The organism is Nocardia tengchongensis (assembly GCF_054781395.1).
On record NZ_BAAGUM010000006.1, the window covers coordinates 797,637 to 820,957 of the forward strand.

23 protein-coding genes and 1 tRNA gene are annotated in these 23,321 nt (G+C 68.5%); 8 read left to right on the plus strand and 16 right to left on the minus strand.

The genetic code is table 11. The features are described 5' to 3' along the window. Positions 1-77: 77 nt before the first annotated feature. On the minus strand, positions 78-725 hold the full coding sequence (locus ACYVKL_RS14725) for an O-methyltransferase (RefSeq protein ID WP_379163453.1): 648 nt from the start codon (positions 723-725) through the stop codon (positions 78-80). Positions 726-1,009: 284 nt separating this feature from the next. Here ACYVKL_RS14725 and sigE point away from each other — a divergent pair, with 284 nt between their 5' ends. From sigE to ACYVKL_RS14750, 5 genes are all read left to right on the plus strand, one after another. Next, entirely contained in the window at positions 1,010-1,654 is a 645-nt protein-coding gene (sigE, locus tag ACYVKL_RS14730) for an RNA polymerase sigma factor SigE (RefSeq protein WP_379165737.1), read from the plus strand. Positions 1,655-1,710: 56 nt separating this feature from the next. After that, positions 1,711-2,115, plus strand: coding sequence for a hypothetical protein (locus ACYVKL_RS14735; protein WP_379163456.1), 405 nt, complete (start codon positions 1,711-1,713; stop codon positions 2,113-2,115). Between the two features lie 10 nt (positions 2,116-2,125). Further along, positions 2,126-3,673, plus strand: a complete 1,548-nt coding sequence (locus ACYVKL_RS14740; protein WP_379163458.1) for a trypsin-like peptidase domain-containing protein — start codon at positions 2,126-2,128, stop codon at positions 3,671-3,673. 62 nt (positions 3,674-3,735) lie between these two features. Continuing rightward, positions 3,736-4,173 (plus strand): Sec-independent protein translocase protein TatB, encoded by a 438-nt coding sequence (tatB, locus tag ACYVKL_RS14745; RefSeq protein ID WP_213559629.1) that lies wholly within the window; start codon positions 3,736-3,738, stop codon positions 4,171-4,173. Between the two features lie 59 nt (positions 4,174-4,232). Continuing rightward, complete coding sequence (locus ACYVKL_RS14750) at positions 4,233-5,072, plus strand: hypothetical protein (RefSeq protein ID WP_379163461.1); 840 nt, start codon at positions 4,233-4,235, stop codon at positions 5,070-5,072. Positions 5,073-5,165: 93 nt separating this feature from the next. Here ACYVKL_RS14750 and ACYVKL_RS14755 read toward each other — a convergent pair whose 3' ends face one another. The 6 genes from ACYVKL_RS14755 to dapE form a co-directional block, all read right to left on the minus strand. Then, entirely contained in the window at positions 5,166-6,089 is a 924-nt protein-coding gene (locus ACYVKL_RS14755) for a glucosyl-3-phosphoglycerate synthase (RefSeq protein ID WP_213559627.1), read from the minus strand. Next, positions 6,086-6,958: a dihydropteroate synthase gene (gene folP / locus ACYVKL_RS14760; RefSeq protein ID WP_379163464.1), complete on the minus strand. Its 873-nt coding sequence runs from the start codon at positions 6,956-6,958 to the stop codon at positions 6,086-6,088. The genes ACYVKL_RS14755 and folP overlap by 4 nt, the downstream gene beginning before the upstream one ends. A gap of 92 nt (positions 6,959-7,050) precedes the next feature. After that, the gene (locus ACYVKL_RS14765) at positions 7,051-8,820 is read right to left on the minus strand and encodes a long-chain-acyl-CoA synthetase (RefSeq protein ID WP_379163467.1); all 1,770 of its coding nucleotides are present in this window, start codon (positions 8,818-8,820) and stop codon (positions 7,051-7,053) included. A gap of 55 nt (positions 8,821-8,875) precedes the next feature. Then, positions 8,876-9,427 (minus strand): LOG family protein, encoded by a 552-nt coding sequence (locus ACYVKL_RS14770; RefSeq protein ID WP_213559624.1) that lies wholly within the window; start codon positions 9,425-9,427, stop codon positions 8,876-8,878. Beyond that, entirely contained in the window at positions 9,421-10,224 is an 804-nt protein-coding gene (locus tag ACYVKL_RS14775) for an LOG family protein (RefSeq protein WP_379163471.1), read from the minus strand. The genes ACYVKL_RS14770 and ACYVKL_RS14775 overlap by 7 nt, the downstream gene beginning before the upstream one ends. A gap of 68 nt (positions 10,225-10,292) precedes the next feature. After that, positions 10,293-11,396, minus strand: a complete 1,104-nt coding sequence (gene dapE / locus ACYVKL_RS14780; protein WP_379163474.1) for a succinyl-diaminopimelate desuccinylase — start codon at positions 11,394-11,396, stop codon at positions 10,293-10,295. Between the two features lie 109 nt (positions 11,397-11,505). Here dapE and dapD point away from each other — a divergent pair, with 109 nt between their 5' ends. Next, entirely contained in the window at positions 11,506-12,468 is a 963-nt protein-coding gene (gene dapD, locus ACYVKL_RS14785; protein ID WP_379163477.1) for a 2,3,4,5-tetrahydropyridine-2,6-dicarboxylate N-succinyltransferase, read from the plus strand. 65 nt (positions 12,469-12,533) lie between these two features. On the opposite strand, the gene ACYVKL_RS14790 is transcribed toward dapD, so the two are convergent. From ACYVKL_RS14790 to ACYVKL_RS14800, 3 genes are all read right to left on the minus strand, one after another. Then, complete coding sequence (locus ACYVKL_RS14790; RefSeq protein WP_379163480.1) at positions 12,534-12,845, minus strand: hypothetical protein; 312 nt, start codon at positions 12,843-12,845, stop codon at positions 12,534-12,536. A gap of 101 nt (positions 12,846-12,946) precedes the next feature. After that, complete coding sequence (locus ACYVKL_RS14795) at positions 12,947-13,318, minus strand: PPOX class F420-dependent oxidoreductase (RefSeq protein ID WP_379163483.1); 372 nt, start codon at positions 13,316-13,318, stop codon at positions 12,947-12,949. A gap of 34 nt (positions 13,319-13,352) precedes the next feature. After that, entirely contained in the window at positions 13,353-14,762 is a 1,410-nt protein-coding gene (locus tag ACYVKL_RS14800) for an acyl-CoA synthetase (protein ID WP_379165738.1), read from the minus strand. A gap of 133 nt (positions 14,763-14,895) precedes the next feature. On the opposite strand from ACYVKL_RS14800, the gene ACYVKL_RS14805 reads away from it, so the two are divergent. Continuing rightward, entirely contained in the window at positions 14,896-15,750 is an 855-nt protein-coding gene (locus tag ACYVKL_RS14805) for an oxygenase MpaB family protein (RefSeq protein WP_379163486.1), read from the plus strand. Positions 15,751-15,763: 13 nt separating this feature from the next. Here the strand turns inward: ACYVKL_RS14805 and ACYVKL_RS14810 are convergent, their stop codons facing one another. Next, positions 15,764-16,396 (minus strand): TetR/AcrR family transcriptional regulator, encoded by a 633-nt coding sequence (locus ACYVKL_RS14810; protein ID WP_379163489.1) that lies wholly within the window; start codon positions 16,394-16,396, stop codon positions 15,764-15,766. Between the two features lie 146 nt (positions 16,397-16,542). Here ACYVKL_RS14810 and ACYVKL_RS14815 point away from each other — a divergent pair, with 146 nt between their 5' ends. Further along, positions 16,543-17,406: an oxygenase MpaB family protein gene (locus ACYVKL_RS14815; RefSeq protein ID WP_379163492.1), complete on the plus strand. Its 864-nt coding sequence runs from the start codon at positions 16,543-16,545 to the stop codon at positions 17,404-17,406. A 7-nt stretch (positions 17,407-17,413) separates the two neighbouring features. Here the strand turns inward: ACYVKL_RS14815 and ACYVKL_RS14820 are convergent, their stop codons facing one another. From ACYVKL_RS14820 to dapC, 5 genes are all read right to left on the minus strand, one after another. Next, positions 17,414-18,373, minus strand: coding sequence for a proline dehydrogenase family protein (locus ACYVKL_RS14820; RefSeq protein ID WP_379163495.1), 960 nt, complete (start codon positions 18,371-18,373; stop codon positions 17,414-17,416). Further along, the gene (pruA, locus tag ACYVKL_RS14825) at positions 18,373-20,007 is read right to left on the minus strand and encodes an L-glutamate gamma-semialdehyde dehydrogenase (protein WP_379163498.1); all 1,635 of its coding nucleotides are present in this window, start codon (positions 20,005-20,007) and stop codon (positions 18,373-18,375) included. Before pruA ends, ACYVKL_RS14820 begins: the two co-directional genes overlap by 1 nt. A gap of 233 nt (positions 20,008-20,240) precedes the next feature. Then, positions 20,241-21,728 (minus strand): GMC oxidoreductase, encoded by a 1,488-nt coding sequence (locus tag ACYVKL_RS14830; protein ID WP_379163501.1) that lies wholly within the window; start codon positions 21,726-21,728, stop codon positions 20,241-20,243. 336 nt (positions 21,729-22,064) lie between these two features. Continuing rightward, positions 22,065-22,138, minus strand: a tRNA-Asp gene (locus tag ACYVKL_RS14835). Positions 22,139-22,208: 70 nt separating this feature from the next. Continuing rightward, the gene (gene dapC, locus ACYVKL_RS14840; RefSeq protein ID WP_379163504.1) at positions 22,209-23,315 is read right to left on the minus strand and encodes a succinyldiaminopimelate transaminase; all 1,107 of its coding nucleotides are present in this window, start codon (positions 23,313-23,315) and stop codon (positions 22,209-22,211) included. Positions 23,316-23,321: the final 6 nt, after the last annotated feature.

The following is a 23,321-nucleotide window of genomic DNA, read 5'->3' on the forward strand; positions in this document are numbered from 1 at the left end:
ACGCAGTGATTGCGACGCGGACTATCGACGCGCGGAACGCCGCGGCGAACTCGAAATCGGCACCGGGCGTTGCGTTCTCAGCCGCGCGAGGCGCAGAGCAGTCCGTCGCCGACCGGGATCAGCACACTGGTCAGGTCCGGGTCCTCGGCGATCGCGCGGGTGGCCGCACGGACGGCCGTGGTCTGCGGGTCACGCTGGGCCGGGTCGGGCACGCGGCCGCCGAGCAGCGCGTTGTGCAGCAGGATCGCCCCGCCCTCGCGTAGCAGGCGCACCGCCTGCGCCACGTACTGCGGATGCTCGAGCGGTGCGGCGTCGATGAACACCAGGTCGTAGGCCCCGTCGGCGAGGCGCGGCAGCACGTCCAGGGCGCGCCCGTTGATCAGCCGGGTGCGGGCGGGCGCGATCTCGGCCGACCGGAACGCCTCGCGGGCCGCGCGCTGATGCTCGGGCTCGGAGTCGATGGTGGTCAGCGTGCCGTCCTCGCGCATGCCGTCGAGCAGCCACAGCCCGCTCACCCCGGCCCCGGTGCCGACCTCGACCACGGCCCGCGCCCCGAGCAGTTGGGCGTACATGCTGAGCAGCGCGCCGACGGCCGGCGCGATGGGGGCCGCGCCGAGTTCGAGGGCGCGTTCGCGCGCGCCGACGAGGATGTCGTCCTCGGCGACGGATTCCTCCACGTAGGCGAGGTTGCGCTGCAGGTTCTGTGCCGCGGGAGTCAGGCTCACGAAGTAGAGGCTAATGGCGATACACCGGTAAGGCGTGGCGGTGACCGGCCGGTGTGGCGATTTTTCTCAGGTGTCCCTCAGCCTCTGCATACGGATGCCTCATCAGGACCAGCCAGAGTAATGCTCACGCCAGGCCAGCGACCGCGGGCTTCGGGAAACGGGAACACCCGATCGATCGGATCGGTTGACACCGATATCGAGGCTCACGGTCCCGAGTAGGAGGTAACCCCATCCACATGGTCGACGCGGCGCGTGAGAACGCCAACACCCTGCACCCGCAGCTCATGCCGCAGCCGGACAGCGACACCCCGCTGGACGCGGAGTTGCTGCTGTCCCCCGCCGACGACGAGGCCGCCCTGTCCGGGACCGCCGCCTTCGACGCCACCGGCGACCGTTCCGTCATGCCGACCTGGGACGAGCTGGTCCGCGAGCACGCCGACCGCGTGTACCGCCTGGCCTATCGCCTCACCGGTGACCCGCAGGACGCCGAGGATCTGACCCAGGAAACCTTCATCCGGGTCTTCCGTTCCCTGCAGAACTATCAGCCCGGCACCTTCGAGGGCTGGCTGCACCGCATCACCACGAATCTGTTCCTGGACATGGTCCGCCGCCGCAACCGCATCCGCATGGAAGCGCTGCCGGAGGACTACGACCGGGTGCCGTCCGAGGGCCCGGGGCCCGAGCAGGCCTATCACGACGCCAACCTGGATCCGGATCTGCAGTCCGCGCTGGACTCGCTGGCCCCGGAGTTCCGCGCCGCGGTCGTGCTCTGTGACATCGAGGGTCTGTCCTACGAGGAGATCGGCGCGACGCTGGGCGTGAAGCTGGGCACCGTGCGCAGCCGCATCCACCGAGGACGTCAGGCACTGCGCGAGCAACTCGAGCATAATGGGGTGGAGCGGCGCATCGCCGCCGAGAAGATCGGGTGACCCGCGGGCCGGTGTCGCCCCGAACAACTCGAATCGTCCGGAAGGGTGTGCAGCGTATGAACGGCGAGGACCGACCGCACCGTCGTCCCCCGCGTTTCGCCCCCACCGAGCATCTGGCCAGTGAGGCCATCGCCGCGTACGTCGACGGCGAACTACGGATGAACGCGTATCTGCGTGCCGCCCACCATATTTCCGTGTGCCGGGAATGTGCGGCCGAGGTGGACACGCAGCAGCAGGCGCGCATCGCGCTGCGCCAGTCCTCCGATCAGATCTCCGCGCCGCTGAGCCTGCACGACACGCTGAGCCGCATTCCGCGGGCCCTGTTGCAGGAGTGCGGCAATCACCCGGCGCCGGATCCGGCGGACCGGGATCGGGGTCCGCTGGCCCGCGGCATGAGTTCCTTCGGCCTGCGCCAAGATTCGTTCGACAGCAGACGGTGGACCTCATGGTGGCGCAAGTAGAGTCCATAGCGTGACCACCGAATCGAAGAACACGGGGCCGGAGCCCGAGCGGGACGCAACCTCCGATTCGGCGGCCAATCGGGGGAACCTGAGGCCGTCGGACGCACCGGTGCTGGGGCCGCGGCCGGTGTATCGGCCGCATGTGGACAATCACACCGCGCGGGCTTTCCGGCGCCCGAACGGGCTCAACGGCTCGTTCGCGGCCCGGACCGCGGGTGGCGCGCAGGTCGCGCCGGGGGAATCCGAGATTCGTAATCGGCCGCCGGATTCGGTGCTGGCGGAGGCGTTCGGTCGTCCGGAGGGTTCGACCGACCTGCTGCAGCGCGATCCCGAGGCCAAGACCGAGGGCGCGGCGCCGAACGTGCCCGCCGATCCGTGGCGGGACCCGAATTCGGCCGCGCGCCTGGGCACTCCGGCCGTCGCGCCGGCCCCCGTCCGGCCCCTCACGCCCGGATCCAAGCTGGGTGCGCGCGAGGTGCTCTTCGGTGGCCGGGTGTCGTGGCGGGCGCTGTCGCTGCTGGCCGCGATCGCGGCGGTGATCGGTCTGATCGGCGGGTTCGTCGGGGCGTTCACCGGCTCGTCGGCCTCCGCGCTGACCTCGCGCAAGGTGGCGTTGCAGTCCGCGCCGGCAGCCCCGGAATCGCACAACCAGATCACCAAGGTCGTCAACGCGGTGATGCCCGCGGTGGTCACCGTCCGGGCGTGGCTGGGCGACACCGGTTCCACGGGTTCGGGTGTGGTGATCGACGGTCAGGGCTACATCGTCACCAACAATCACGTGATCTCGCTGGCCGCCAACGACAAGTCGGGCAAGGCCAAGCTGGACGTGGTGTTCTCCGACGGATCGAAGGTGCCGACCCGCATCGTCGGGCGCGACACCAAGTCGGACCTGGCGGTGCTCAAGGTCGATGTGAAGAACCTGTCGGTGATTCAGCTCGGCAACTCCAACGACGTGCAGGTCGGCGACGACGTGCTGGCGCTGGGTTCGCCGCTGGGCCTGGAGAAGACGGTCACCTCGGGCATCGTGTCGGCGCTGCACCGGCCGGTGAAGGTGGGCGGTGAGGGCACCGACACCGACGCCACGCTCGACGCCGTGCAGACCGACGCCGCCATCAACCACGGCAACTCCGGTGGCGCGCTGGTGGACATGCAGGGCCGGCTGATCGGCATCAACTCGGCCATCAAGTCCGAGAGCGGCGGTTCGGTGGGTCTGGGCTTCTCGATTCCGGTGGATCAGGTCAAGCGGATCTCGCAGGCGCTGATCCGGGACGGTTCGGTGCACCACCCGTACATCGGCCTCAGCGCCAAGACCAAGCTGGTCGCCAATGACGTGATGAGCGGCGCGGCGGTGGCCGATGTGCAGCCCGGTAGCCCGGCGGCGAAGGCCGGCATCGTGGAGGGCGACGTGATCGTGAAGGTCGGCGACCGCGACGTGTCGGGGCCGGAGGAGCTCACGGTGGCGGTGCAGCAGCACGAGATCGGGCAGACCGTGACGGTGCGCCTGATCCGCGACGGCCGCGAGGTCGATGTCCCGGTCACTTTGGAATCGGACAAGTAGGAATGGTTCAACGCAGGCGCGGCGGCGAAAACGCCGTAAGCGGGCAAAGGTAGCCTGTACCCGTGTTCAGCAATATCGGCTGGGGCGAGATGCTCATTCTGCTTGTCGCCGCGCTTGTCATTCTTGGTCCGGAGCGACTTCCGGGTGCCGTTCGCTGGACCGCGCATGCCTTGAAACAGGCGCGCGATTACGCCACCGGCGCCTCGCAGCAATTGCGCAATGAGCTCGGTCCGGAATTCGACGAGATCCGGAAACCGTTGGAGCAGTTGAACGAACTGCGAAGTATGAATCCGCGTTCGATGGTCACGAAACATCTGCTGGACGGGGACGACTCGATCCTGAACAGCTTCACCGACCTGACCAAATTCGACAAGCCGGTCACCTCCTCGAACAGCGGAAACGGTTCCGCCAATACCGGATCCGGCCCAATTTCGATGCCGGCGGAACAGAAACCGCTGGAGCGCAACGAACGTCCGCCGGTGGATCCGGACGCCACCTGAGATCAACCCTGTCTAGCGGACTTGACGCATGATGCTGTCCAGCTATCTAGACTGCGCACATGTCGGCCGACGAGGTGGCCCGGGTATTCGCGATCGAGGACAAGGTCGAACGCCTGAAAGCCGCCACCGAAGGCGTGGCAGCCGCGCAGCAGCAGATCAATGAGCTGACGCGCATCCGCCGCGCTGTCATTCGCGAACTACATGCCGAGGGCTGGACGTTCGCCAGAATCGGTGCGGCCGCGGGCCTTTCCCGCGCTCGCATCCATCAGGTGAGTACGCAGGGCCCGGTGCCCGAGGGCCTGTTCTTCGGACACGGTCCGCTCACCATCCTCACCCCGGACGTGCGCAGTGCCACCCGCTCCATCGCCCTGGTGGGCGCACCGGACGCCGCGGCGCCGCACCGGCTGGTGGAACTGCTGCGCGAACTCGGCTTCACCGCGAATGTCCAGCGGTTCCTGCCGGGCCGCCCGCTCGACCTGGACCGGGACGGGCTGATCGTGCTCGGCGGGCCCGAATTGTCGCCCAGTCTGCGCTACCTGGTGGCCGCGGATCCCCGGCTCAGACGCACGGTGGCGCGGGCGGGCCGGGTGCGCCGGGGTATCGAGGATCGGGCCGCGCGGCGGGTCTACCGACCGGGCGGCACCGAGCCCTACGACATCGCCTATCTGGCCCGTCTCCCCCGCCCGGACGGCAAGGGCAGCGTGCTGGTCATCGACGGCCTGCACCCGCCCGCCTCGCTGGGGGCGATCCGGCTGCTGGCGACCCGGCTCGCGACCTTGCACGAGCGCGCGGCCACCCACCCGTTCTCGGCGGTGGTGGGTGTCCGCTACGACCGCTCGACGGGGGAGCCGATCGAGGCCGATCTACTCACACCCATCTACCGCCACGACAGAGTCTGATTGCCCTCCGCTTCGCTCCGGGCGGGTTCGCGGCGCTGGAGGTCTCGTTCTTCCCTCCCTCCGCTCAGTCCAGAACGAGACGCGCCGCGAACATCAGGCCGCTGCCTCCTCCGAGCGCAGGGTGTTCATGGGGGGCCTGTCCGCGAGCGACACCTCTGTCGCGTTGGCGATGAATTCGCCTGCCACCATGGGGAATTGGGTCAAGGCCGCGCCGGAGTCCTGGATGCCGCTGCGGCCCAGGACGGTGCCCAGGATCTGGCGGCTCATGACGCCGAGGTCGGCCAGCGGGCGGTTGCGGTGCTGGCGGACACCGAGATTCACCTGTCCGATGGCGGACAGGCCGAGCAGGTCGTAGGTGTCGAGCAGCAGGCCGATCTCGACGCCGTAGCCGGGCGCGAAGGGCACCGAGGTGAGCAGTTCGCGGGTGCCGGCGTACTCACCACCCAAGGGCTGCAGCACATTCGAGAGTTCGGGGCGCAGCGCCGCCAGCAGGGGCCGGGCCACCAGTTCGGTGACGCGGCCGCCGCCGTGGTGGTCGACCGCTTCGCCGGTGCGCAGCGGGCGGCGGTAGTACGCCTTGACCAGGTGCATGCCGTCCACGGTGAGCAGCGGGCCGAGCAGCTTGGGGACGAAGTTCGGGTCCGGGTCGATCAGGTCGGAGTCCACGAAGGCGATCAGGTCGCCTTCGGTGACGGCGAGCGAACGCCACAGGCATTCGCCCTTGCCGGGGACGGGGTCGAGTTCGGGCACGGCTTGTTCGCGGGTGACCACGCGGGCTCCGGCGGCCCGTGCGCGGGCGGCGGTGGCGTCGGTGGACCCGGAGTCCAGGACGACGAGTTCGTCCACCAGCGTGCCGAGCAGGGGCCGGATGCTGGCCACCACGGCGGCCACGGTGGCTTCCTCGTTGAGGGCGGGCAGCACCACGGAGACGGTGCGGTCGCCCTTGGCGGCGATGAGTTCCTCGACGGTCCATTCGGGGCGGTCGAAGGTGTTGGAGTACACCCAGTCTGTTTTCATGCGAGACCTCGCAAAGTACGGGCGGGTGGGCGGTGACCCTGGATGGCGGCGATCATGTCCACGACCCGGCGGGTCTGGGCCACCTCGTGCACCCGGAAGACGCGAGCACCCGCGGAAGCAGACCAAGCAGTCGCTGCCAATGTGCCCTCCAATCGTTCGGACAGCTCGACACCAAGAGTCTCTCCGATGAAATCCTTATTGCTCAGCGCCATCAAGACGGGCCATCCGGTTTTCACAAGAACGTCTATCGCCCGCAACAATTCGAGCCCGTGATAGGTGTTTTTCCCGAAATCATGGGTGGGGTCGATCAAAATCGAGTCCTTCATGACCCCCGCGGCCGCAGCATTTTCGGCCGCGGCCACCAACGCGGTAGTGACCTCGGTCACCACATCCGGGTACCGAACCCGGTGCGGGCGGGTCCGCGGAATCGCACCCCCGGTATGTGAGCACACGATTCCCACACCCAGTTCGGCGGCCACACCGACCAGGTCCGGATCGGCCCCCGCCCAGGTGTCGTTGATCAGATCCGCGCCCGCGGCGACCGCGGCTCGCGCCACGTCCGCGCGCCAGGTGTCCACGCTGATGAGCAACTCCGGGTAACGCTCGCGGATAGCCGCCACGAACGGCACCACCCTGCGCGTCTCCTCGGCGGCGTCCACCTCGGACCCCGGCCCGGCCTTCACCCCGCCGATGTCGACCAGATCCGCGCCCCCGGCGACGGCGGTGTCCACGGCCCGCAGGGCCGCCTCGTCGGTGAACGTCGCGCCCTGGTCATAGAACGAGTCCGGCGTCCGGTTCACGATCGCCATCACCAGCGCCCGATCCGTCGCCACCGGCTTCCCGCACAATGTCGGCAACGGCGCACACATGCCCTCGACTGTACCGAGCGCTGTGGCGGCAGTGCTGGGCAGCCGACCGGAACCGGGCCCCGACCGGCCCGCCTCCGGAACGACCCGGAGCCTCAGTTGGCGGGGGCTCGACCCGCGGCGACCTCGGCGGCGTATTCGGGGTACGCGGGAACGTAGCCGTCGGTGCGGCCCGCGAGGACGTAGAGCGTGCTCTGCGCGTCGTCGGCGTAGCCCTGATTGCGCAGTTCCACCTTGCGGTTCTTGAACGTGGAGGTCTGCTCCAGCTCGGGCACCACGCGGATGAACAACGGCACCGCGTAGGTGGGCAGCTGCTCGTAGAGCGTCTTGGCGGCGACCTTGCCGTCGAAGTGCGCGCCCTCGTGCAGCGTCACAGCGGCCATGCCGGCCTTGCCGTCGGTGCCGGGGATGCCGACGCCGAACACCACGGCCTGGGTGACCGTGCCGATGCCGTCGAACGCGCCCTCGACCTCGGTGGTCGCGACGTTCTCGCCCTTCCAGCGGAAGGTGTCGCCGAGCCGGTCCACGAACGCGATGTGGCCCCAGCGCTGGTCGCGGACCAGGTCGCCGGTGTCGAACCAGCAGTCGCCGGCCGCGAAACCGTCACGCACCAGCTTGGATTCGGTGGCGGTCGCGTCGGTGTAGCCGTCGAACGGCGAGCGGTCGGTCACCTTCGCCAGCAGCAGGCCGACTCCGCCCGCGGGCACCCGGCGCAGGCGGCCGTCGGGGTGGCGCAGCGCCTTGCCGGTGGCGTCGTCGTATTCCACGATGGCGAACGGCAGCGGCGTGAACCCGGCGGTGCGCGCCACCGAGAAGGCGTTGATGAAGGCGACGTTTCCCTCACTCGCGCCGTAGAACTCGACGATCCGTTTGATCCCGAACCGCTGCTGGAACTCGTCCCACAGCTCCGGGCGCAGGCCATTGCCGACGCAGAGCCGGATGTGGTGCGCGCGATCGGTGGGCTTGGCCGGCTGGTTGAGCAGGTAGCGGCACAGTTCGCCGATGTAGACGAAGGCGGTGGCCTCACTGGCGACGGCCTCGTCCCAGAAGCGGGTGGCCGAGAACTTACGTCCCAGTGCGAAAGTCGCGCCGCCGGCGATCACCGAGGACAGCGCCACCGTGAGGGCGTTGTTGTGGTAGAGCGGCAGACAGCTGTAGAGCGTGTCCTTGCCTTCGAGCCGGACCCCGAGCCCGCCGATCCCGGCCATGGACTTGGTCCAGCGCAGGTGGGTCATGACGCTGGCCTTGGGCAGGCCGGTGGTGCCGGAGGTGAAGATCAGGTAGGCGCGTTCCCGGGCGGTGATCTCCTCGGTCACAGCGGGATTCGAGGCGTCGGCGGTGGCGGCCTCGGCGTCGAGCTGTTCGCTCCACAGCAGCGTGGGCCGGGGTTCGGTGAGCGTGTCCAGCGCGTCCGCGCATTCCTCGCCGATGACGTCGAGCACCGAGTTCAGCAGTCCGAAGCTGTGCTGCAGCACCACATCCCGCTGGTTGTGGTTGAGCAGGCCCGCGGTGGCGCCGAGTTTCACGGTGGCGAGCACGGTGAACAGCGCCTCGGGGCGGTTGACCATGAGGATGCCGACCACGTCGCCGCGCTTCACCCCGTGCGCCTCGAGCACCTTCGCGTACCGGTTGACCAGGGCGTTGGCTTCGCCCCAGGTGTACACGCGCCCTTCGAATTTCAGGAAGGGCCGGTCTGGGTGCCGGGCGGCGCCGCGCTGGAAGAACAGTCCGATCGAGGACTTGTCCCCGGATTTCACCCCCATGTGCACGACATTGCGGAGCATGCCGGGCGCTTGCATGGCCATGCCGGGCAGACTGCGGACCAGGTCGAGCAGGCTCACCGTCGAGCGCGCATCGGTACTCATGAGGACACCCTGACCGATTCGCCCGATCTTGTCGAGTGAAACCGTAGGGTTCCGCTCAACGGGTGAGACGCAGCCCGGCGAAGGCGGTGTCGAAGCTCTTGGTCACCAGCACCCGGTCGATGGCCTCCAGCCCCGCGTACCCGCGCACCCGCAGCTCCCCGATCCAGTCGAAGAGCCCTCGGTAGTGGTCCTGCGGGTCGAGCACCACCACGGGTTTGGCGTGCACGCCCAGGTAGGCCCCGGTCCAGGTCTCGAACAGTTCCTCGAGGGTGCCGATGCCGCCGGGCAGGGTCAGGAAGGCGTCGGCGCGCTCGTCCATGACCTGTTTGCGCTCGCGCATGGTGTCGGTGACGATCAGCTCGTCGGCGTCGGTGTCGGCGACCTCGCGGTGCACCAGCCGCTTCGGGATGACCCCGACGGTGTGCGCGCCCGCCGCCCGCGCCGCCTGCGCGACCGCGCCCATCATCGACACATTGCCGCCGCCGGAGACCAATTGCCAACCGCGACGGCCGATCTCGGCGCCGACCCGGGTGGCCAGGTCCAGCGCCACCGGATCGTCGACACTGGCCGAGCAGTACACGCAGACCGCGTACGCGTCGCTCACCACTGGTCCTCCACCCCCGCCTCGTTCATCTCCTTGCGCGCCTGCGCGGCCAGGGTGACGATCTCCACCACCTCGTCCACGCTGTCGGTGACGTGCACCAGCCCCAGGTCGCCGGCGGCGATCTTGCCCGAGCCGAGCAGCGATTCGCGCATCCAATCCACCAGTCCCGCCCAGTATTTGGTGCCGAACAGGATGATCGGGAAGCGGGTGATCTTGTGCGTCTGCACCAGGGTCAGCGCCTCGAACAGCTCGTCGAGGGTGCCGAAGCCGCCCGGCATGCACACGAACGCCTGCGCGTACTTGACGAACATGGTCTTGCGCGCGAAGAAGTACCGGAAGTTGATGCCGAGGTCGACCCACTCGTTGAGGTGCTGTTCGAACGGCAGCTCGATGCCCAGGCCGATCGAATAGCCGCCGGCCTCCGAGGCGCCCCGGTTGGCCGCCTCCATGGCGCCCGGTCCGCCGCCGGTGATGACCGCGAAACCGGCTCGCGCCAAAGCGCTTCCGATGGCGACGCCCGCCGCGTACTCGGCCGAGTCGGCGGGGGTGCGAGCGGAGCCGAAGACGGCGACCGCGCGTGGCACCTCGGCCAAAGCGCCGAAGCCCTCGACGAATTCGGCCTGGATGCGCAGTACGCGCCACGGGTCGGTGTGCACCCAGTCCACGGGGCCGCGCTCGTCCAGGAGGTGCTGATCGGTGGTGCCGATCCCCTTCTTGCGGTCGCGCCGCAACATGATCGGCCCCCGGAACCGTGGCGTCTTCGACAAACCCACACCCTCGTTTTCGCCATCAGCAGACATGCAGCCAACCGTACAACGCGCCGGTGGCCGTGGGCGGTCGCTCGATCAGCGTGGTGCTGAACAGTTGATCAGCTTTTCTCGCCCGTGAGGTAGCTGCGCAGCATCGACGTCACCTGGGTGATCTGATCGACGGGCAGGTGCTCGTCCCGCTTGTGCGCCAGGTTCGGGTCGCCCGGGCCGAAGTTCACCGCCGGCATGCCGCGGGCGGCGAACCGCGAGACATCGGTCCAGCCGTACTTGGCGCGGACGCCGCCGCTGCCGTGCGCGTGGACGATCTCGATCAGGTCCTTGGCGGCCGGATTGGACAGGCCGGGCAGGGCTCCGGGCGCGCCGTCGGTGCGCTCGAATTCCAGTTCCAGCCCGGCGAACACCTCGCGCACGTGCTCGGTGGCCTGTTCCAGGGTGCGGTCGGGGGCGAAGCGGAAGTTCACGTCGACGGTGGCCACGTCCGGCACCACGTTGCCGGCCACCCCGCCCTCGACGCGGACCGCGGACAGGCCCTCGCGGTAGGTGCAGCCGTCGATCTCGACCTCGCGCGCCCGGTAGGCGGCGAGCCGTTCCAGGATCGGGGCCAAACGGTGAATGGCGTTGTCCCCCAGCCAGGCTCGCGCGGTGTGGGCACGTACCCCGGCGGTGGTCAGGCGCACCCGCAGGGTGCCCTGGCAGCCCGCCTCGATCCAGCCGCCGGAGGGCTCGCCGAGGATGGCCAGATCGCCGTCGAGCCATTCGGGCAGTTCGCGTTCGATGCGGCCGAGGCCGTTGAACTCGGCGGCGATCTCCTCACCGTCGTAGAAGATGAGGGTCAGATCGTGCACCGGATCGGCCACGGTGGCGGCCAGGTGCAGGAAGACCGCGTCCCCGGACTTCATGTCGACGCTGCCGCAACCCCACAGCTGCACTTCGCCGTCCGCGGTGGTCTCGAAGTGGCCGGGCACATTGTCGGCGATCGGCACGGTGTCCAGATGCCCGGCCAGGATCACCCGGCTCGGCAGCCCCCGATTCGTCCGCGCCAGCACGGTATTGCCGTGGCGCAGGATCTCGAATCCGGTGGTCTGTTCGCGCAGTGCCTTTTCGACGATGTCGGCGATGACCTTCTCGTTCTGAGACACGCTCGGAATGTCCACGAGCGCGGCGGTGAGTGAAATGGGGTCGGCACTCAGATCGATGGTCACTCGATCCACCCTAAAGCAGGAATAACCGCAGTTCTTCGCACGGTCACTGCGTTGGCACAAATCGGCACCGCATGGGGTACGAATTCACCGCCGGGTAACGTACGGGGACGTGAGTACACAGGGAGCTTCCGCAGTCGGCATCGCCACCATCACCGTCAACGGTACGGTCCTCGACACCTGGTACCCGTACCCGACTCTCGGCGAATACTCCGCCGACGAGGTCGGCACGGTGCGGCTGGACGCCTCCGACCCCGAGTTCGCCAAGTTCGCGAGCGCGGCCGGCGCCGATGAGGACCGACGCGTCGAGACCGTCGTGGTCCGGACCGTCATCGCCGACCTGGCCGCCGCCCCGATCGACACCCACGACGCCTACCTGCGCCTGCACCTGCTCTCGCACCGGCTGGTCCGCCCGCACGGCGCGAACCTGGACGGCATCTTCGGGCTGCTCGCGAACGTGGTGTGGACCAACCACGGCCCGTGCTCGACCGAGGAGTTCGAGCTGACCCGCCTGAAGCTGCGGGCCCGCGGCCAGGTCACCGTGTACGGCGTCGACAAGTTCCCGCGCCTGGTGGACTACGTGCTGCCGTCGGGCGTGCGGATCGCCGACGCCGACCGCGTGCGCCTGGGCGCGCACCTGGCCTCGGGCACCACCGTCATGCACGAGGGCTTCGTCAACTTCAATGCCGGCACGCTCGGCAATTCCATGGTGGAGGGCCGCATCTCGGCCGGTGTGGTGGTCGGCGACGGCTCCGACGTCGGCGGCGGCGCGTCCATCATGGGCACCCTGTCCGGCGGCGGCAAGCAGGTCATCGCACTGGGCGAACGCTGCCTGCTGGGCGCCAACTCGGGCCTGGGCATCTCGCTCGGCGACGACTGCGTGGTGGAGGCGGGGCTCTATGTCACCGCGGGCACCAAGGTCACGCTGCCGGACGGCAGCACCGTGAAGGCCGGTGAGCTGTCGGGCAAGTCGAACCTGCTGTTCATCCGCAACTCGCTGACCGGCGCGGTCGAGGTGCGCCCGCGCAAGGGCACCGGTATCGAGCTGAACGCGGCGCTGCACGCCAACGACTAGCATCCGCTCACGCGAAAACCCCTGTCGGCCTGGGCCGCAGGGGTTTTCGTCATTTCACCGGTGGCTCACTTGTACAGGGCGCACCACGGGGCGGACGATCCGTCGAGCACCGGGATGGGCATCGTGTTGTTGCACTGACCCGAACCGGTCTGGAGCGCCTTGATCAGGTTCGCCGACCCGGCGGCCGAGGGGTCGAATGATCCGGTGCCGTTGGGCCCGGTGTTCACCGATCCGGTCGTGGTGGGCCCGGCGACCGGCTCGACGGGCTGCTGCATCGGGGTGAGCGACAGCGGGGCGGCGGTCGCCGCGGCGGCGGGGGCCAGCAGCCCGGCGAGGGCGGCTGTGGCGGCCAGCGTGGTGCGCAGTGCGGTGGGCATCGATCAGGCCTCCTGGAGAACGAATATTTTCGCTCCAGGACGCTATGGGCGGCGGCGACCGGCGGCCAGACCCCGAAACCTCCGGCACCCGAACCCGGGTGTCACTCGATGCCGAAGGCGATGACGCGCTCGGGGGTGATCCGGATGAGTTCCGGGGACAGGCCGGGGTAGAACGGCTCGACGTCGCGCAAGGCCAGTGCGGTGCCGCGGATTTCGAGGCACCGAACGGTCCACGGATCGACCGAGGGGACGTCGTCGACGACGAAAGCGACGCGGTCGTCCTTGGCCAGGTTGCGGAACTTCTGACTGGCGGCCAGGTCGCGGCCGCCGATGTCGATGGTGCCCAGCGCCGCGTTGTAGCGGAACCCCACCGGATTGTTCTGCGGGGAGCCGTCGGGGCGGACGGTGGCCAGCCGCCCCAGCCGCTGGCTGTTCAGGTACTCGATCTGGGCGGGCGACAGTGATGCGGTCATGTCGATCACGCTAAAACCTCGAGCACACTCGAGGTCAAGACAGCAGCTTCTTCTGCACCTTTCCCATGGCGTTGCGCGGCAGCGCGGTCACGACGCGCACCTCGCGCGGGCGCTTGTGCACCGAGAGTTCGCCCGCCACATGGGCGATGAGCTCCTCGGCGATCGCTTCCCCCGCCCCGCCGCGCAGCACCACGTAGGCGACGATGCGCTGCCCGAGGTCCTCGTCCGGGACGCCGATGACCGCGGTCTCGGCGACGGCCGGATGCCCGAGCAGTGAGGTCTCGATCTCGCCCGCGCCGATGCGGTAGCCGCCGGACTTGATCAGGTCCACCGATTCCCGGCCCACGATGCGGTGGAACCCCTCGGCGTCGATGACGGCCACGTCACCGGTTTTGAACCAACCGTCGGCGGTGTAGTTCTCGGCGGTCACCTCGGGCTTGCCCAGGTAGCCGTCGAACAGCATGGGTCCGCGCACCTGCAGTCCGCCGACGCTTTCCCCGTCGTGCGGCACGGGCGCGCCGGACTCGTCGCGCAGCCGCGTCTCCACGCCCGCCACGGGGGTGCCGACCCAGCCGGGGCGGCGTTCCCCGTCGGGCCGGGTGGAGAGGGTGATCATGGTTTCGCTCATGCCGTAGCGCTCGATCGGAGCGTGCCCGGTGAGCTCGACCAGCCGCTCGAACACCGGCACGGGCAGCGGGGCGCTGCCGGAGATCAGGATGCGGGCCTTCGCCAATTCCTGTGCGGCGTCCGGTTCTTCGACGACCCGCGACCAGACGGTGGGGACGCCGAAGTACATGGTGCCGTGCGCGTCGGCGTAGGCGCGCGGGGTGGGCTTGCCGGTGTGGACGAGCGGGCTGCCCGCGCGCAGCGGGCCGAGCACGCCGAGGATCAGGCCGTGCACGTGGAACAGCGGAAGACCGTGCACCAGCACGTCTTTCGAGGTCCAGCCCCACGCCTGGATCAAGGCGTCGAGCCCGGCGGCGATAGCCGCGCGACTGAGCATCACGCCTTTGGGCGCGCCGGTCGTTCCGGAGGTGTAGAGCACGAAAGCCGTGGCGTTCCCGGCGGGTTCGGCGTATCGATGCCAGGACCGGGCGTGCTTGCGCACCGGAATCACCGGCAGCTCCGACCCGGCGGGGGCCTTCCCGAGCCAGGCCTGCGCACCGGAATCGGTGAGGATGTGCGCCAGTTCCGCGCTGCCAGCGTCCGGCGGCACCGGCACCACGGTCACGCCGGCGATCAGGCAGCCGATCACGGCGAGCACGGTGGTGACGGTCGGCTCGGCCAGGACCGCGACCCGCCGGGCCTGGGCGACGCGTTCGGCGACCGAGGTGGCCGCGCCGAGCAGATCACTGCGCGACAGGGTTTCCCCGTCGATGGTGACGGCATCGGGGATATCGGCTCCGGCGGCGATGGCGGCCGGATTCAACGAGCTCAGCAACAGCGGCGACACGGGCTCACGCTACCCGAGCGCGCACGCAACGAATCGCTTGCGAAGCCGTCCGGCCGGTTGACAGACCACCCGAGTGGGTAAGACAGTTTCTATACAACCTTCTCACCAGAGGATGTGGTCAACGATGACCAGGCCGCTGCCCCGCCCGTTCGAATCCGCCGCGCCCGCACCGGAGATCGACGTCCGCCGCTATCTGGACGGCGCCGCCGGCTTCTTCGGCGCGGCCGCGAACGTGATCATGCAGCTCTCCAACCCGCCCGTCGGCTACGGCGTGGTGGAGAGCCCGGTGGAATCCGGAAACGTCATGATCCACCCGTGGAAGCGGCTGCGCACCACGCTGACCTACCTGGCCGTCGCCCTGCTGGGCACCGAGGCGGACCGTGCGGCCTACCGGGAAGCGGTGGACACCGTGCACAAGTACGTCCGCTCCCGCCCGGACAGCACCGTCAAGTACAACGCCTTCGACCCGAAACTCCAGCTCTGGGTGGCCGCCTGCCTGTACTGGGGCGCGCGCGACCTCTACGAGCGCATGCACGGCCCGATGGACGACTACGACGCCGACGCCTTCTACGTCCACGCCGCACGCCTGGGCACCACCCTGCAGGTGCGCCCGGAGATGTGGCCCGCCGACCGCGCCGCCTTCGACCGGTACTGGACGGAGAACCTCGCCAAGACCCGCATCGATCCGAAGATCCGGGCGTACTTCGACGATCTCATCGACCTGAAGATGCTGCCCCGGCCGCTGCGCCCGCCGTTCGCGGGCGTGCACCGCTTCTTCGTGACCGGCCTGCTGCCGCAACACCTCCGGGACGAGATGGGCATGACGTGGACGCCGCGCCAGGACCGCGCGCTGGCCGCCATGCTGCGGACCGCGGGCGCGGTCGAGTCGGTGGTGCCGCCGACGCTGCGCGCGTTCCCGCTCAACGTCTATCTCACCGATATGCGAATTCGCCGCCGCCTGGGCCTGCGGCTGGTGTGAGAACCGTTGCCGGTCAGAGGATTCGGAAGCCCGGGATGATGTGGTCGCGGGCGAACTGCCGCAGCGCCGCCGGATCGTCGAGCGGAATCACGGTCTGCGGGGTCAACGCCAGCGACAGCGCGGCCCGGGCGATCATCTCGGCCAGCGGCAGCGGATCGTAGTGCGGCAGTTTGCCTTCCGCCTGGAGCCGGGTCATGAACTCGGCCAGGTAGTCGCGGCCGAGTTCGATCACCGGCGCGCCTTGGACGGTCAGGTAGGGCAGCACGACCTCGGGTTCGGTCTTGAGCAGCCGGCCCAGCAGCTGATTGCCGCGCAGACCCTCGATGAAGGCGACGAACAGCACCACGATCTGTTCCTCGGCGCTGGCGTCGGCCTCGATCGGGCCTTGCACGGCGGCGTCCACGTCATCGATGAGCTGGCGGGCCTGGCGCAGGGCGACGGCCTGGATGAGATCATTCTTGCCGGCGAAGCGGCGGTAGAGCGTGGCCAGCGAGAGCCCGCCGCGCCGGGCGACCTCGACCATGCTGGTGCGTTTGATGCCGAAGTCCAGGAAGGCCAGCAACGCGGCGTCGAGGACCTTGGCCTGATTGCGGTCCTCGGGACCGGATCCGCGCACGAGCGGCAGCAGTTTGGCCAGTTTGGCCATGGTCCGAGCCCTTTCCGGTCACGAAGAAACGGTGAGGCACTAATCTTCGCACATTGACACGGCCACCCCATGATGAGAAGGTGAGCAGCGAAGTTTCTCACACTCTCCTCATCGGTGAGGAGTGACGACGAGGAGTCGAGTCAACGATGACCGCCCCGCTGCGCGAATTCGACGAGCTGCCCCCGGCCCACGAGCCGCTGACCCCCGAGTCCATGCGTGAGCACATCGACGGCGTAGCGGCCTTCCTGGGCGGGGCAGCCAATGTCGTCATGCAGCTGTCGCTGAAGCCGGTCGCCTACGGCGTCATGGAGAGCGACGTCGACAGCGGCAAGGTGACGCTGCACCCGCTCAAGCGGCTGCGCACCACCCTCACCTATCTGTCGGTCGCACTGCTCGGCAACGACGAGGACCGCGCGGCCTACCGCGAGGCCGTGAACCGCTCGCACCGCACCGTCCACTCCAAACCCGGCAGCCCGGTCAAGTACAACGCCTTCGACCCGAAACTCCAGCTGTGGGTGGCGGCCTGCCTGTACTGGGGCGTCGACGACCTCTACCACCGCATGCGCGGCCCGATGAATCCCGCACTGGCCGAAGCCTTCTACCAGTACTGCGCGCGCTTGGGCACCACCCTGCAGATGCGCCCCGAGATGTGGCCCGCCACCCGCGACGACTTCTACGCCTACTGGGACGAGAACCTCGCCACCAAGACCATCGACGGGCCCACCCGCAAGTACTTCAACGACCTCACCGACCTGAAGATGCTGGCCTGGCCGCTGCAGATCACTCTGGGCGGGCTGCACCGATTCATCGTGACCGCTCTACTCCCCCAGCACCTGCGCGACGAGATGTCGATGACCTGGACCGCCCGCGACGAACGCATCTTCACCGGCTTCGTGCGCGTGATCTCCGCGGTCTGGACCCGCATGCCCACGGTCCTGCGCATGTTCCCGTACAACTTCTATCTGGCCGACATGCGCCTGCGCCGCCGCTTCGGCCGTCCCCTGGTCTGAGGGTCCCTCAGCCGCGCTCGGTCAGGGCGCGCAGGAAGAAGCCCAGGTTGGCCGGGCGTTCGGCGAGACGGCGCATGAGGTACCCGTACCACTGGGTGCCGTAGGGGATGTAGACGCGCAGCGAATGCCCCTCGTCGACCAGGCGGCGCTGCTCGGCATCGCGGATGCCGTAGAGCATCTGGAACTCGAAATCGCCGGGCGCGCGGTGATTTTCGGCGGCCAGCGCCAGGGCGGCGGAGATCATGGCCGGGTCGTGCGAGGCGATCATCGGGTACCAGGCGTTGCGCAGCAGGACCTCGAGGCAGCGCAGGTAGGAGGCGTCCACCTCGGCGCGGCGCTGGTAGGCCACGGTGTCCGGTTCCTGATAGGCGCCCTTGCACAAACGGATCCGGGTGCCGTCGGCGGCCAGGTGCCGGGCATTGTCCTCGGCCTGGCGCAGGTAGGTCTGCAAAGCCACCGCCAGCCAGGGGAATTCGGCGCGGGCGTTGCGGACGGCCTCGAGCGTGTCGGCGGTGGTGGTGTGGTCCTCGGCATCGACGGTCACCCAGACGTGCCGCTCGACGGCCTTGGCGCACAGCTTGTGCAGGTTCTCCGCGGCGATGGCCGGGCCGTCCTGCCCCAGGGACTGCCCCAGGGCCGACAGCTTGAGCGAGACCTCCACCCGGGGGATGTCGGTGAGCACCCCGGTGGAGGACTGGTCCGCCTCGGCCAGATCGTCGATGAGCGAGAAGTACTCCGCCACAGCGGCGCTCGCCTGCACCCGATCGGTGGTGTACTCGCCGAGGAAGTCGACGCTGACCGAGCGGCCGCTCTCCAGCAGCGCCCGCGCCACCGGCACCAGCTCGGCCCGGGTCTCCCCCGCGACGAAGCGCTGCACCACGGCGGAGGTCGCCGGAACCCGGGTGATGACATCCTTGATCCGTGACGATCCGGCTGCCGCCAGGATCGCCGGGCGCAGTGGGTTCATCACGCCTCCATGTGGGGGTAGCGGAAATCGACCGGGGGAACGAAGGTTTCCTTCAGCGTGCGCGGGGCGACCCAGCGCAGCAGGTTGAGATAGGAGCCGGCCTTGTCGTCGGTGCCGGAGGCGCGGGCGCCGCCGAAGGGCTGCTGCCCGACCACCGCACCCGTGGGCTTGTCATTGATGTAGAAGTTGCCGGCCGCGAATCGCAGTGCGGTCGTGGCGGATTCGACGGCCTGGCGATCGCGGGCGAAGATCGCGCCGGTCAGGGCGTAGGGCGAGGTCCCGTCCACCACCTCCATGATCTCGTCGAACGCGTCCGGCACGCCGTCGTCGTAGACGTAGACCGACAGGATCGGCCCGAAGTACTCGGTCTCGAAGGATTCGTCGCCCGGATCGTCACTGAGCAGCACGGTCGGGCGCACGAACCAGCCCTCACCGTCGTCGTAGCCGCCGCCCGCCGGAACCGACACCCCCCGCTCCCTCGCCCGCTCGATGGCGGTCACGCACTTGTCGTAGGCGCGGTTGTCGATCACGGCCCCACCGAAATTCGACAGATCGGCGACATCGCCGTAGGTGAGCGACTCGACCTGGGACAGGAAGTCCTCCCCCATCCGCCGCCACACCGATTTCGGAACGTAGGCGCGCGAGGCGGCCGAGCACTTCTGCCCCTGGTATTCGTAGGCTCCGCGAATCATGGCCACCCGCAACGCATCCGGGTCGGCGGAGGGGTGGGCGAGGATGAAGTCCTTGCCGCCGGTCTCCCCCACCAGCCGCGGATACCCGTGATATCGGCCGATGTTCGAGCCCACCGTCTGCCACAGATACTGGAAGGTGCGCGTCGAGCCGGTGAAGTGGATGCCCGCGAGCCCCGGATCGGCGAGCACGACCTCCGACACCTGCGCCCCGGAACCGGTCACCATGTTGATGACCCCGGGCGGCAACCCGGCCTCCTCCAGCAGTTTCATGGTGAAGTAGGCCGAAAGCGTCTGTGTCTGTGAGGGTTTCCAGACGACGGTATTGCCCATGAGGGCGGGCGCGGTGGGCAGGTTGCCCGCGATGGCGGTGAAGTTGAACGGCGTGACCGCGTACACGAACCCTTCCAGGGGCCGGTAGTCCATCCGATTCCACACGCCCGCCGCGGATTGCGGCTGCTCCCGCAGGATCTGGCGCGCGAAGGCGACATTGAATCGCCAGAAGTCGACCAGTTCACACGGTGCGTCGATTTCGGCCTGCTGCACCGATTTCGACTGGCCGAGCATGGTGGCGGCGGCGACGGTTTCGCGCCAGGGGCCGGCCAGCAGGTCGGCGGCGCGGAGCAGGATGGCGGCGCGTTCCTCGAAGGGCAGGGCCCGCCAGCCGGGTGCGGCGGCGGTGGCCGCCGCGATGGCCGCGCGCGCTTCGTCGTGGGTGGTGTTGGCGTAGGTCCCCAGTACCCGCCGGTGCCGGTGCGGCATCACGATGGTGCGTCGTTCTCCGGCGCCGGGCTGATGTTTGCCGCCGATCACCAGCGGAACTTCGACTTCCTCGGCGGAGAGCTCGGCCAACCGCGCGCTCAGCAGCTCGCGTTCGCGACTGCCGGGGGCGTAGGTGTGCACCGGTTCATTGACGGGAGCGGGGACAACCGTGACAGCGTCCATATCCAACACTATCGCGATCGTCCCCGCCCAGCCGGACGGAACACGCCTCAGCGGCCCCGTCAGCGGAATTTTTCCTTTAGTGGAAGTCCACTCCCCCGCCTCCCCGCACCTTCAGCGGACGACTGAGAGCCGTTCGCCGCCGGCAATCCGTGCCGGCGGCGGGGAGCCGAACCGATTCTGGCCGTACCCGGTGAGTTACCCGGACGGTTCGAGATCAGCTGTCACCTTTCGCATCAGTGGAAGTCCTCGGCAATGATCTTCTCAATGTTGCGTTCCGCCAACGCGGTAATCGTGACGAAGGGGTTGACGGTGGTGAAGCCGGGGATCAGGGAGCCGTCGATGACGTAGAGGCCCGGGTAGGAGGGGAGGCGGCCGTAGTTGTCGGTGGCCACGTTGAGCACGCAACCGCCCAGCGGGTGGTACGCGAAGTCGTCTCCCCAGGTCTTGTAGGTACCGAACAGGTCGGTCCGGTAGATGGTGCCTTCCTTGCTGTTGATCTTGTCGAAGATGCGCTTGGCGGCGTCGATGCCCGGCTGGTTCCAGGCGGTCTGCCAGTTCAGGTCCACCCCGCCGCTGCCCGAGTTGTAGGTGAACTTGCCGCGGTTCGGGTTCTTGGTGATGGCCAGGTACAGGCTGGCGAAGGTTTCGATGCCGGCCGGGAAGGGCGACACCTCCGCGAAGGCCGGGCCGCCGGTGTCGGCGAGGTTGTCGATGCCCAGGCAGGGGATGCAGGACTGCAGGCTGCCGGTGGCGTCCCAGGCCTGGTTCTGCCGGGCCACCATGACATTGCCGTTGTTGCCCCAGCCGCTGCCGATCGAGTCCGGCAGGTTGGGCAGTTTGCCGGTGGCCTTCTGGGTGACCAGAAGTTTGCTGGTACCCACGCTGCCGGCCGCGAAGAAGACCTTCTGCGCCGTAACCGTTTTGGACTTCACGGTGTTGCCGCTGGTGTCGATCTGGTTCATCACGACCGAGAACCCGCCGCCGTTGGCCGGGGACACGGTGGTGACCACGTGCTGCGGGACGATGGTCACCTTGCCGGTGGCCGACGCGTCCGCGAGGTAGGTCTTGTCGAGGGAGTTCTTGCCGGCGTTGTTGCCGTAGATGACCTCGGCGTTGAGGGCGGAGCGCGGCACGGTGTTGGCCTGCTCCTGCTTCATGTAGTTGAAGTCGTAGACGTTCGGGACGAAGGACCATTTGAAACCGGACCGCTCGGCCTGCTTCCGGCCGACCCGCGCGAACTGGTAGCAGTCGGCGCCCTCGAACCAGTTCGAGTCGATGTTGTTGACCTTGAGCGCGGCATTGGCGCGCGGGTAGTAGGTGCCGTACATCTCGCCCGGGTCGACCGAGGGCAGGATGGTCGGGAACCAGCTCTGCTGCGGCGTCACCGCCATACCGCCGTTGACCAGCGAGCCACCGCCGACGCCGCGGCCCTGGTAGATGCGAATCCCGCTGAACTGCTCGGAATCCAGCACACCGGTGTACCGGGAGATGGACTTGTTGTAGGGCGCGCCCATGAAGTGGTTGACCGGCTGGTCGGTCTCGGTGCGCAGCCAGAAGGACCGGCCGTCCGGCTTGAGCATGTTGCAGAAGACCTTGCCGTCCGAACCGGGCTGGGTCCAGGACATGCCCTTCTCGACCATGACCACGTTCTGGCCGGCCTGCGCGAGCCGCAGGGCCGCGACCGCGCCACCGTAACCTGTTCCAATTACGAGGACCGGCATCTGGTCGCCGTCATTGATCGCACCGGTTGGTAAGGCTCGGGCCGCTGGGAGCTTCCCTAGTAGTGCGGCCGCCCCGAGAACAACCCCCGTTGCAGCTAGGAACCCTCGTCGGCTGACATTGCTGCCGTAAACACTCTTGCCGGGGGTTTCATATGACAATCCACGCACTGAAATACTCCTCATCGAGTCGCGATGAGAACTTGTTATAGATGTTCTGGAGTGAACGTGTGTCAGTTTTCACAAATCTAGAGTTGGCAACATATCTGGGCAGCGCCGAGCAACCACCCCGGAAACGCGAAAAGCCCCCTCGCATCGAAATGCGAGGGGGCTTTGCTGCGACCCTGACGGGACTCGAACCCGCGACCTCCGCCGTGACAGGGCGGCGCGCTAACCAACTGCGCCACAGGGCCTTACGAATTGCTCGGCCACCGGGCCTCGCAACGTCGTAGACGGTATCACGGGGCCCCGAGTAACCGAAAATCAGCTGGTCAGACGATCAGCCGCGGTGGCGATGCGCTCGTCGGTGGCGGTGAGGGCAATGCGCACATGCTGATTCCCGCGCGGCCCGTAGAACTCGCCCGGGGCCGCCAGGATGCCGCGCTCGGCCAGCCAATCCAGCGTCGTGCGGCACGGCTCGTCACGGGTCGACCACAGGTACAGCCCGGCCTCGGAGTCGTCGATCCGGAATCCGGCGCGCTGCAGCGCATCTCGCAGCACCACCCGGCGCGCGCGGTAGCGGTCCTTTTGCTGGACCTCGTGCGCATCGTCGCCGAGGGCCGCCGTCATGGCCGCCTGGATCGGGTAGGGCAGCATCATGCCGGAGTGCTTGCGCACCTCGAGCAACTCCGCCACCAACTCCGGATCACCGGTCACGAAACCGGCCCGGTAACTGGCCAGATTCGAGGTCTTCGACAGCGAGTGGATGGCCAGCAGGCCGGTGTGGTCACCGTCGCACACCTCGGGATCGAGGATCGAGACCGCGCGGCCCTCCCAGGCCAGGCCGAGGTAGCACTCGTCGGAGGCCACCACGGCCCCGCGCTCGCGGGCGAACCGCACCACCTTGCGCAGGTGGTCGATGCCGAGCACCTTGCCGGTCGGGTTCGACGGCGAATTGAGGAAGATCAGTGCGGGCCGCTCCGGACCCAGCGCCACCGTGCTGTCGGCGCGCAGATAGCGGGTACCGGCCAGCAGCGCGCCCACCTCGTAGGTCGGGTACGCGACCTCGGGGATGACCACCAGGTCCTGCGCACCCAGCCCCAGCAGCCGCGGCAGCCCCGCGATGAGCTCCTTGGTGCCGATGGCCGGCAGCACCGCCGCCGGGTCCACCCCCGTGATCCCGAATCGCCGCTTCAGCGCCGAGACGACGGCCTCGCGCAATTCGGGCGTCCCGTGCGTGGTCGGGTAGCCGGGCACCTCCGCCACCGACGAAAGCGCCTCGCGGATCAGCGGATCCACCGGATCGACCGGGGTTCCGACCGAGAGGTCCACGATGCCGTCGGGATGCGAAGCGGCCTTCGCCTTCACCGAAGCGATGGTGTCCCAGGGAAAATCGGGCAGCAGAGCGCTGACCCGGCCACGCGCGGTCAAGAGCTC

What these genes read in the sequence shown, in the direction of transcription:
- ACYVKL_RS14815 (WP_379163492.1), top strand. Translation starts at nt 16,543, where the DNA reads ATGACCGCCCCGCTGCGCGAATTCGACGAGCTGCCCCCGGCCCACGAG.
- ACYVKL_RS14795 (WP_379163483.1), bottom strand. Translation starts at nt 13,318, where the DNA reads ATGACCGCATCACTGTCGCCCGCCCAGATCGAGTACCTGAACAGCCAG.
- sigE (WP_379165737.1), top strand. Translation starts at nt 1,010, where the DNA reads ATGCCGCAGCCGGACAGCGACACCCCGCTGGACGCGGAGTTGCTGCTG.
- ACYVKL_RS14830 (WP_379163501.1), bottom strand. Translation starts at nt 21,728, where the DNA reads ATGCCGGTCCTCGTAATTGGAACAGGTTACGGTGGCGCGGTCGCGGCC.
- ACYVKL_RS14775 (WP_379163471.1), bottom strand. Translation starts at nt 10,224, where the DNA reads ATGTCTGCTGATGGCGAAAACGAGGGTGTGGGTTTGTCGAAGACGCCA.
- folP (WP_379163464.1), bottom strand. Translation starts at nt 6,958, where the DNA reads ATGTGTGCGCCGTTGCCGACATTGTGCGGGAAGCCGGTGGCGACGGAT.
- ACYVKL_RS14755 (WP_213559627.1), bottom strand. Translation starts at nt 6,089, where the DNA reads ATGAAAACAGACTGGGTGTACTCCAACACCTTCGACCGCCCCGAATGG.
- ACYVKL_RS14765 (WP_379163467.1), bottom strand. Translation starts at nt 8,820, where the DNA reads ATGAGTACCGATGCGCGCTCGACGGTGAGCCTGCTCGACCTGGTCCGC.
- ACYVKL_RS14805 (WP_379163486.1), top strand. Translation starts at nt 14,896, where the DNA reads ATGACCAGGCCGCTGCCCCGCCCGTTCGAATCCGCCGCGCCCGCACCG.
- ACYVKL_RS14810 (WP_379163489.1), bottom strand. Translation starts at nt 16,396, where the DNA reads ATGGCCAAACTGGCCAAACTGCTGCCGCTCGTGCGCGGATCCGGTCCC.
- pruA (WP_379163498.1), bottom strand. Translation starts at nt 20,007, where the DNA reads ATGGACGCTGTCACGGTTGTCCCCGCTCCCGTCAATGAACCGGTGCAC.
- ACYVKL_RS14820 (WP_379163495.1), bottom strand. Translation starts at nt 18,373, where the DNA reads ATGAACCCACTGCGCCCGGCGATCCTGGCGGCAGCCGGATCGTCACGG.
- ACYVKL_RS14735 (WP_379163456.1), top strand. Translation starts at nt 1,711, where the DNA reads ATGAACGGCGAGGACCGACCGCACCGTCGTCCCCCGCGTTTCGCCCCC.
- ACYVKL_RS14790 (WP_379163480.1), bottom strand. Translation starts at nt 12,845, where the DNA reads ATGCCCACCGCACTGCGCACCACGCTGGCCGCCACAGCCGCCCTCGCC.
- ACYVKL_RS14750 (WP_379163461.1), top strand. Translation starts at nt 4,233, where the DNA reads ATGTCGGCCGACGAGGTGGCCCGGGTATTCGCGATCGAGGACAAGGTC.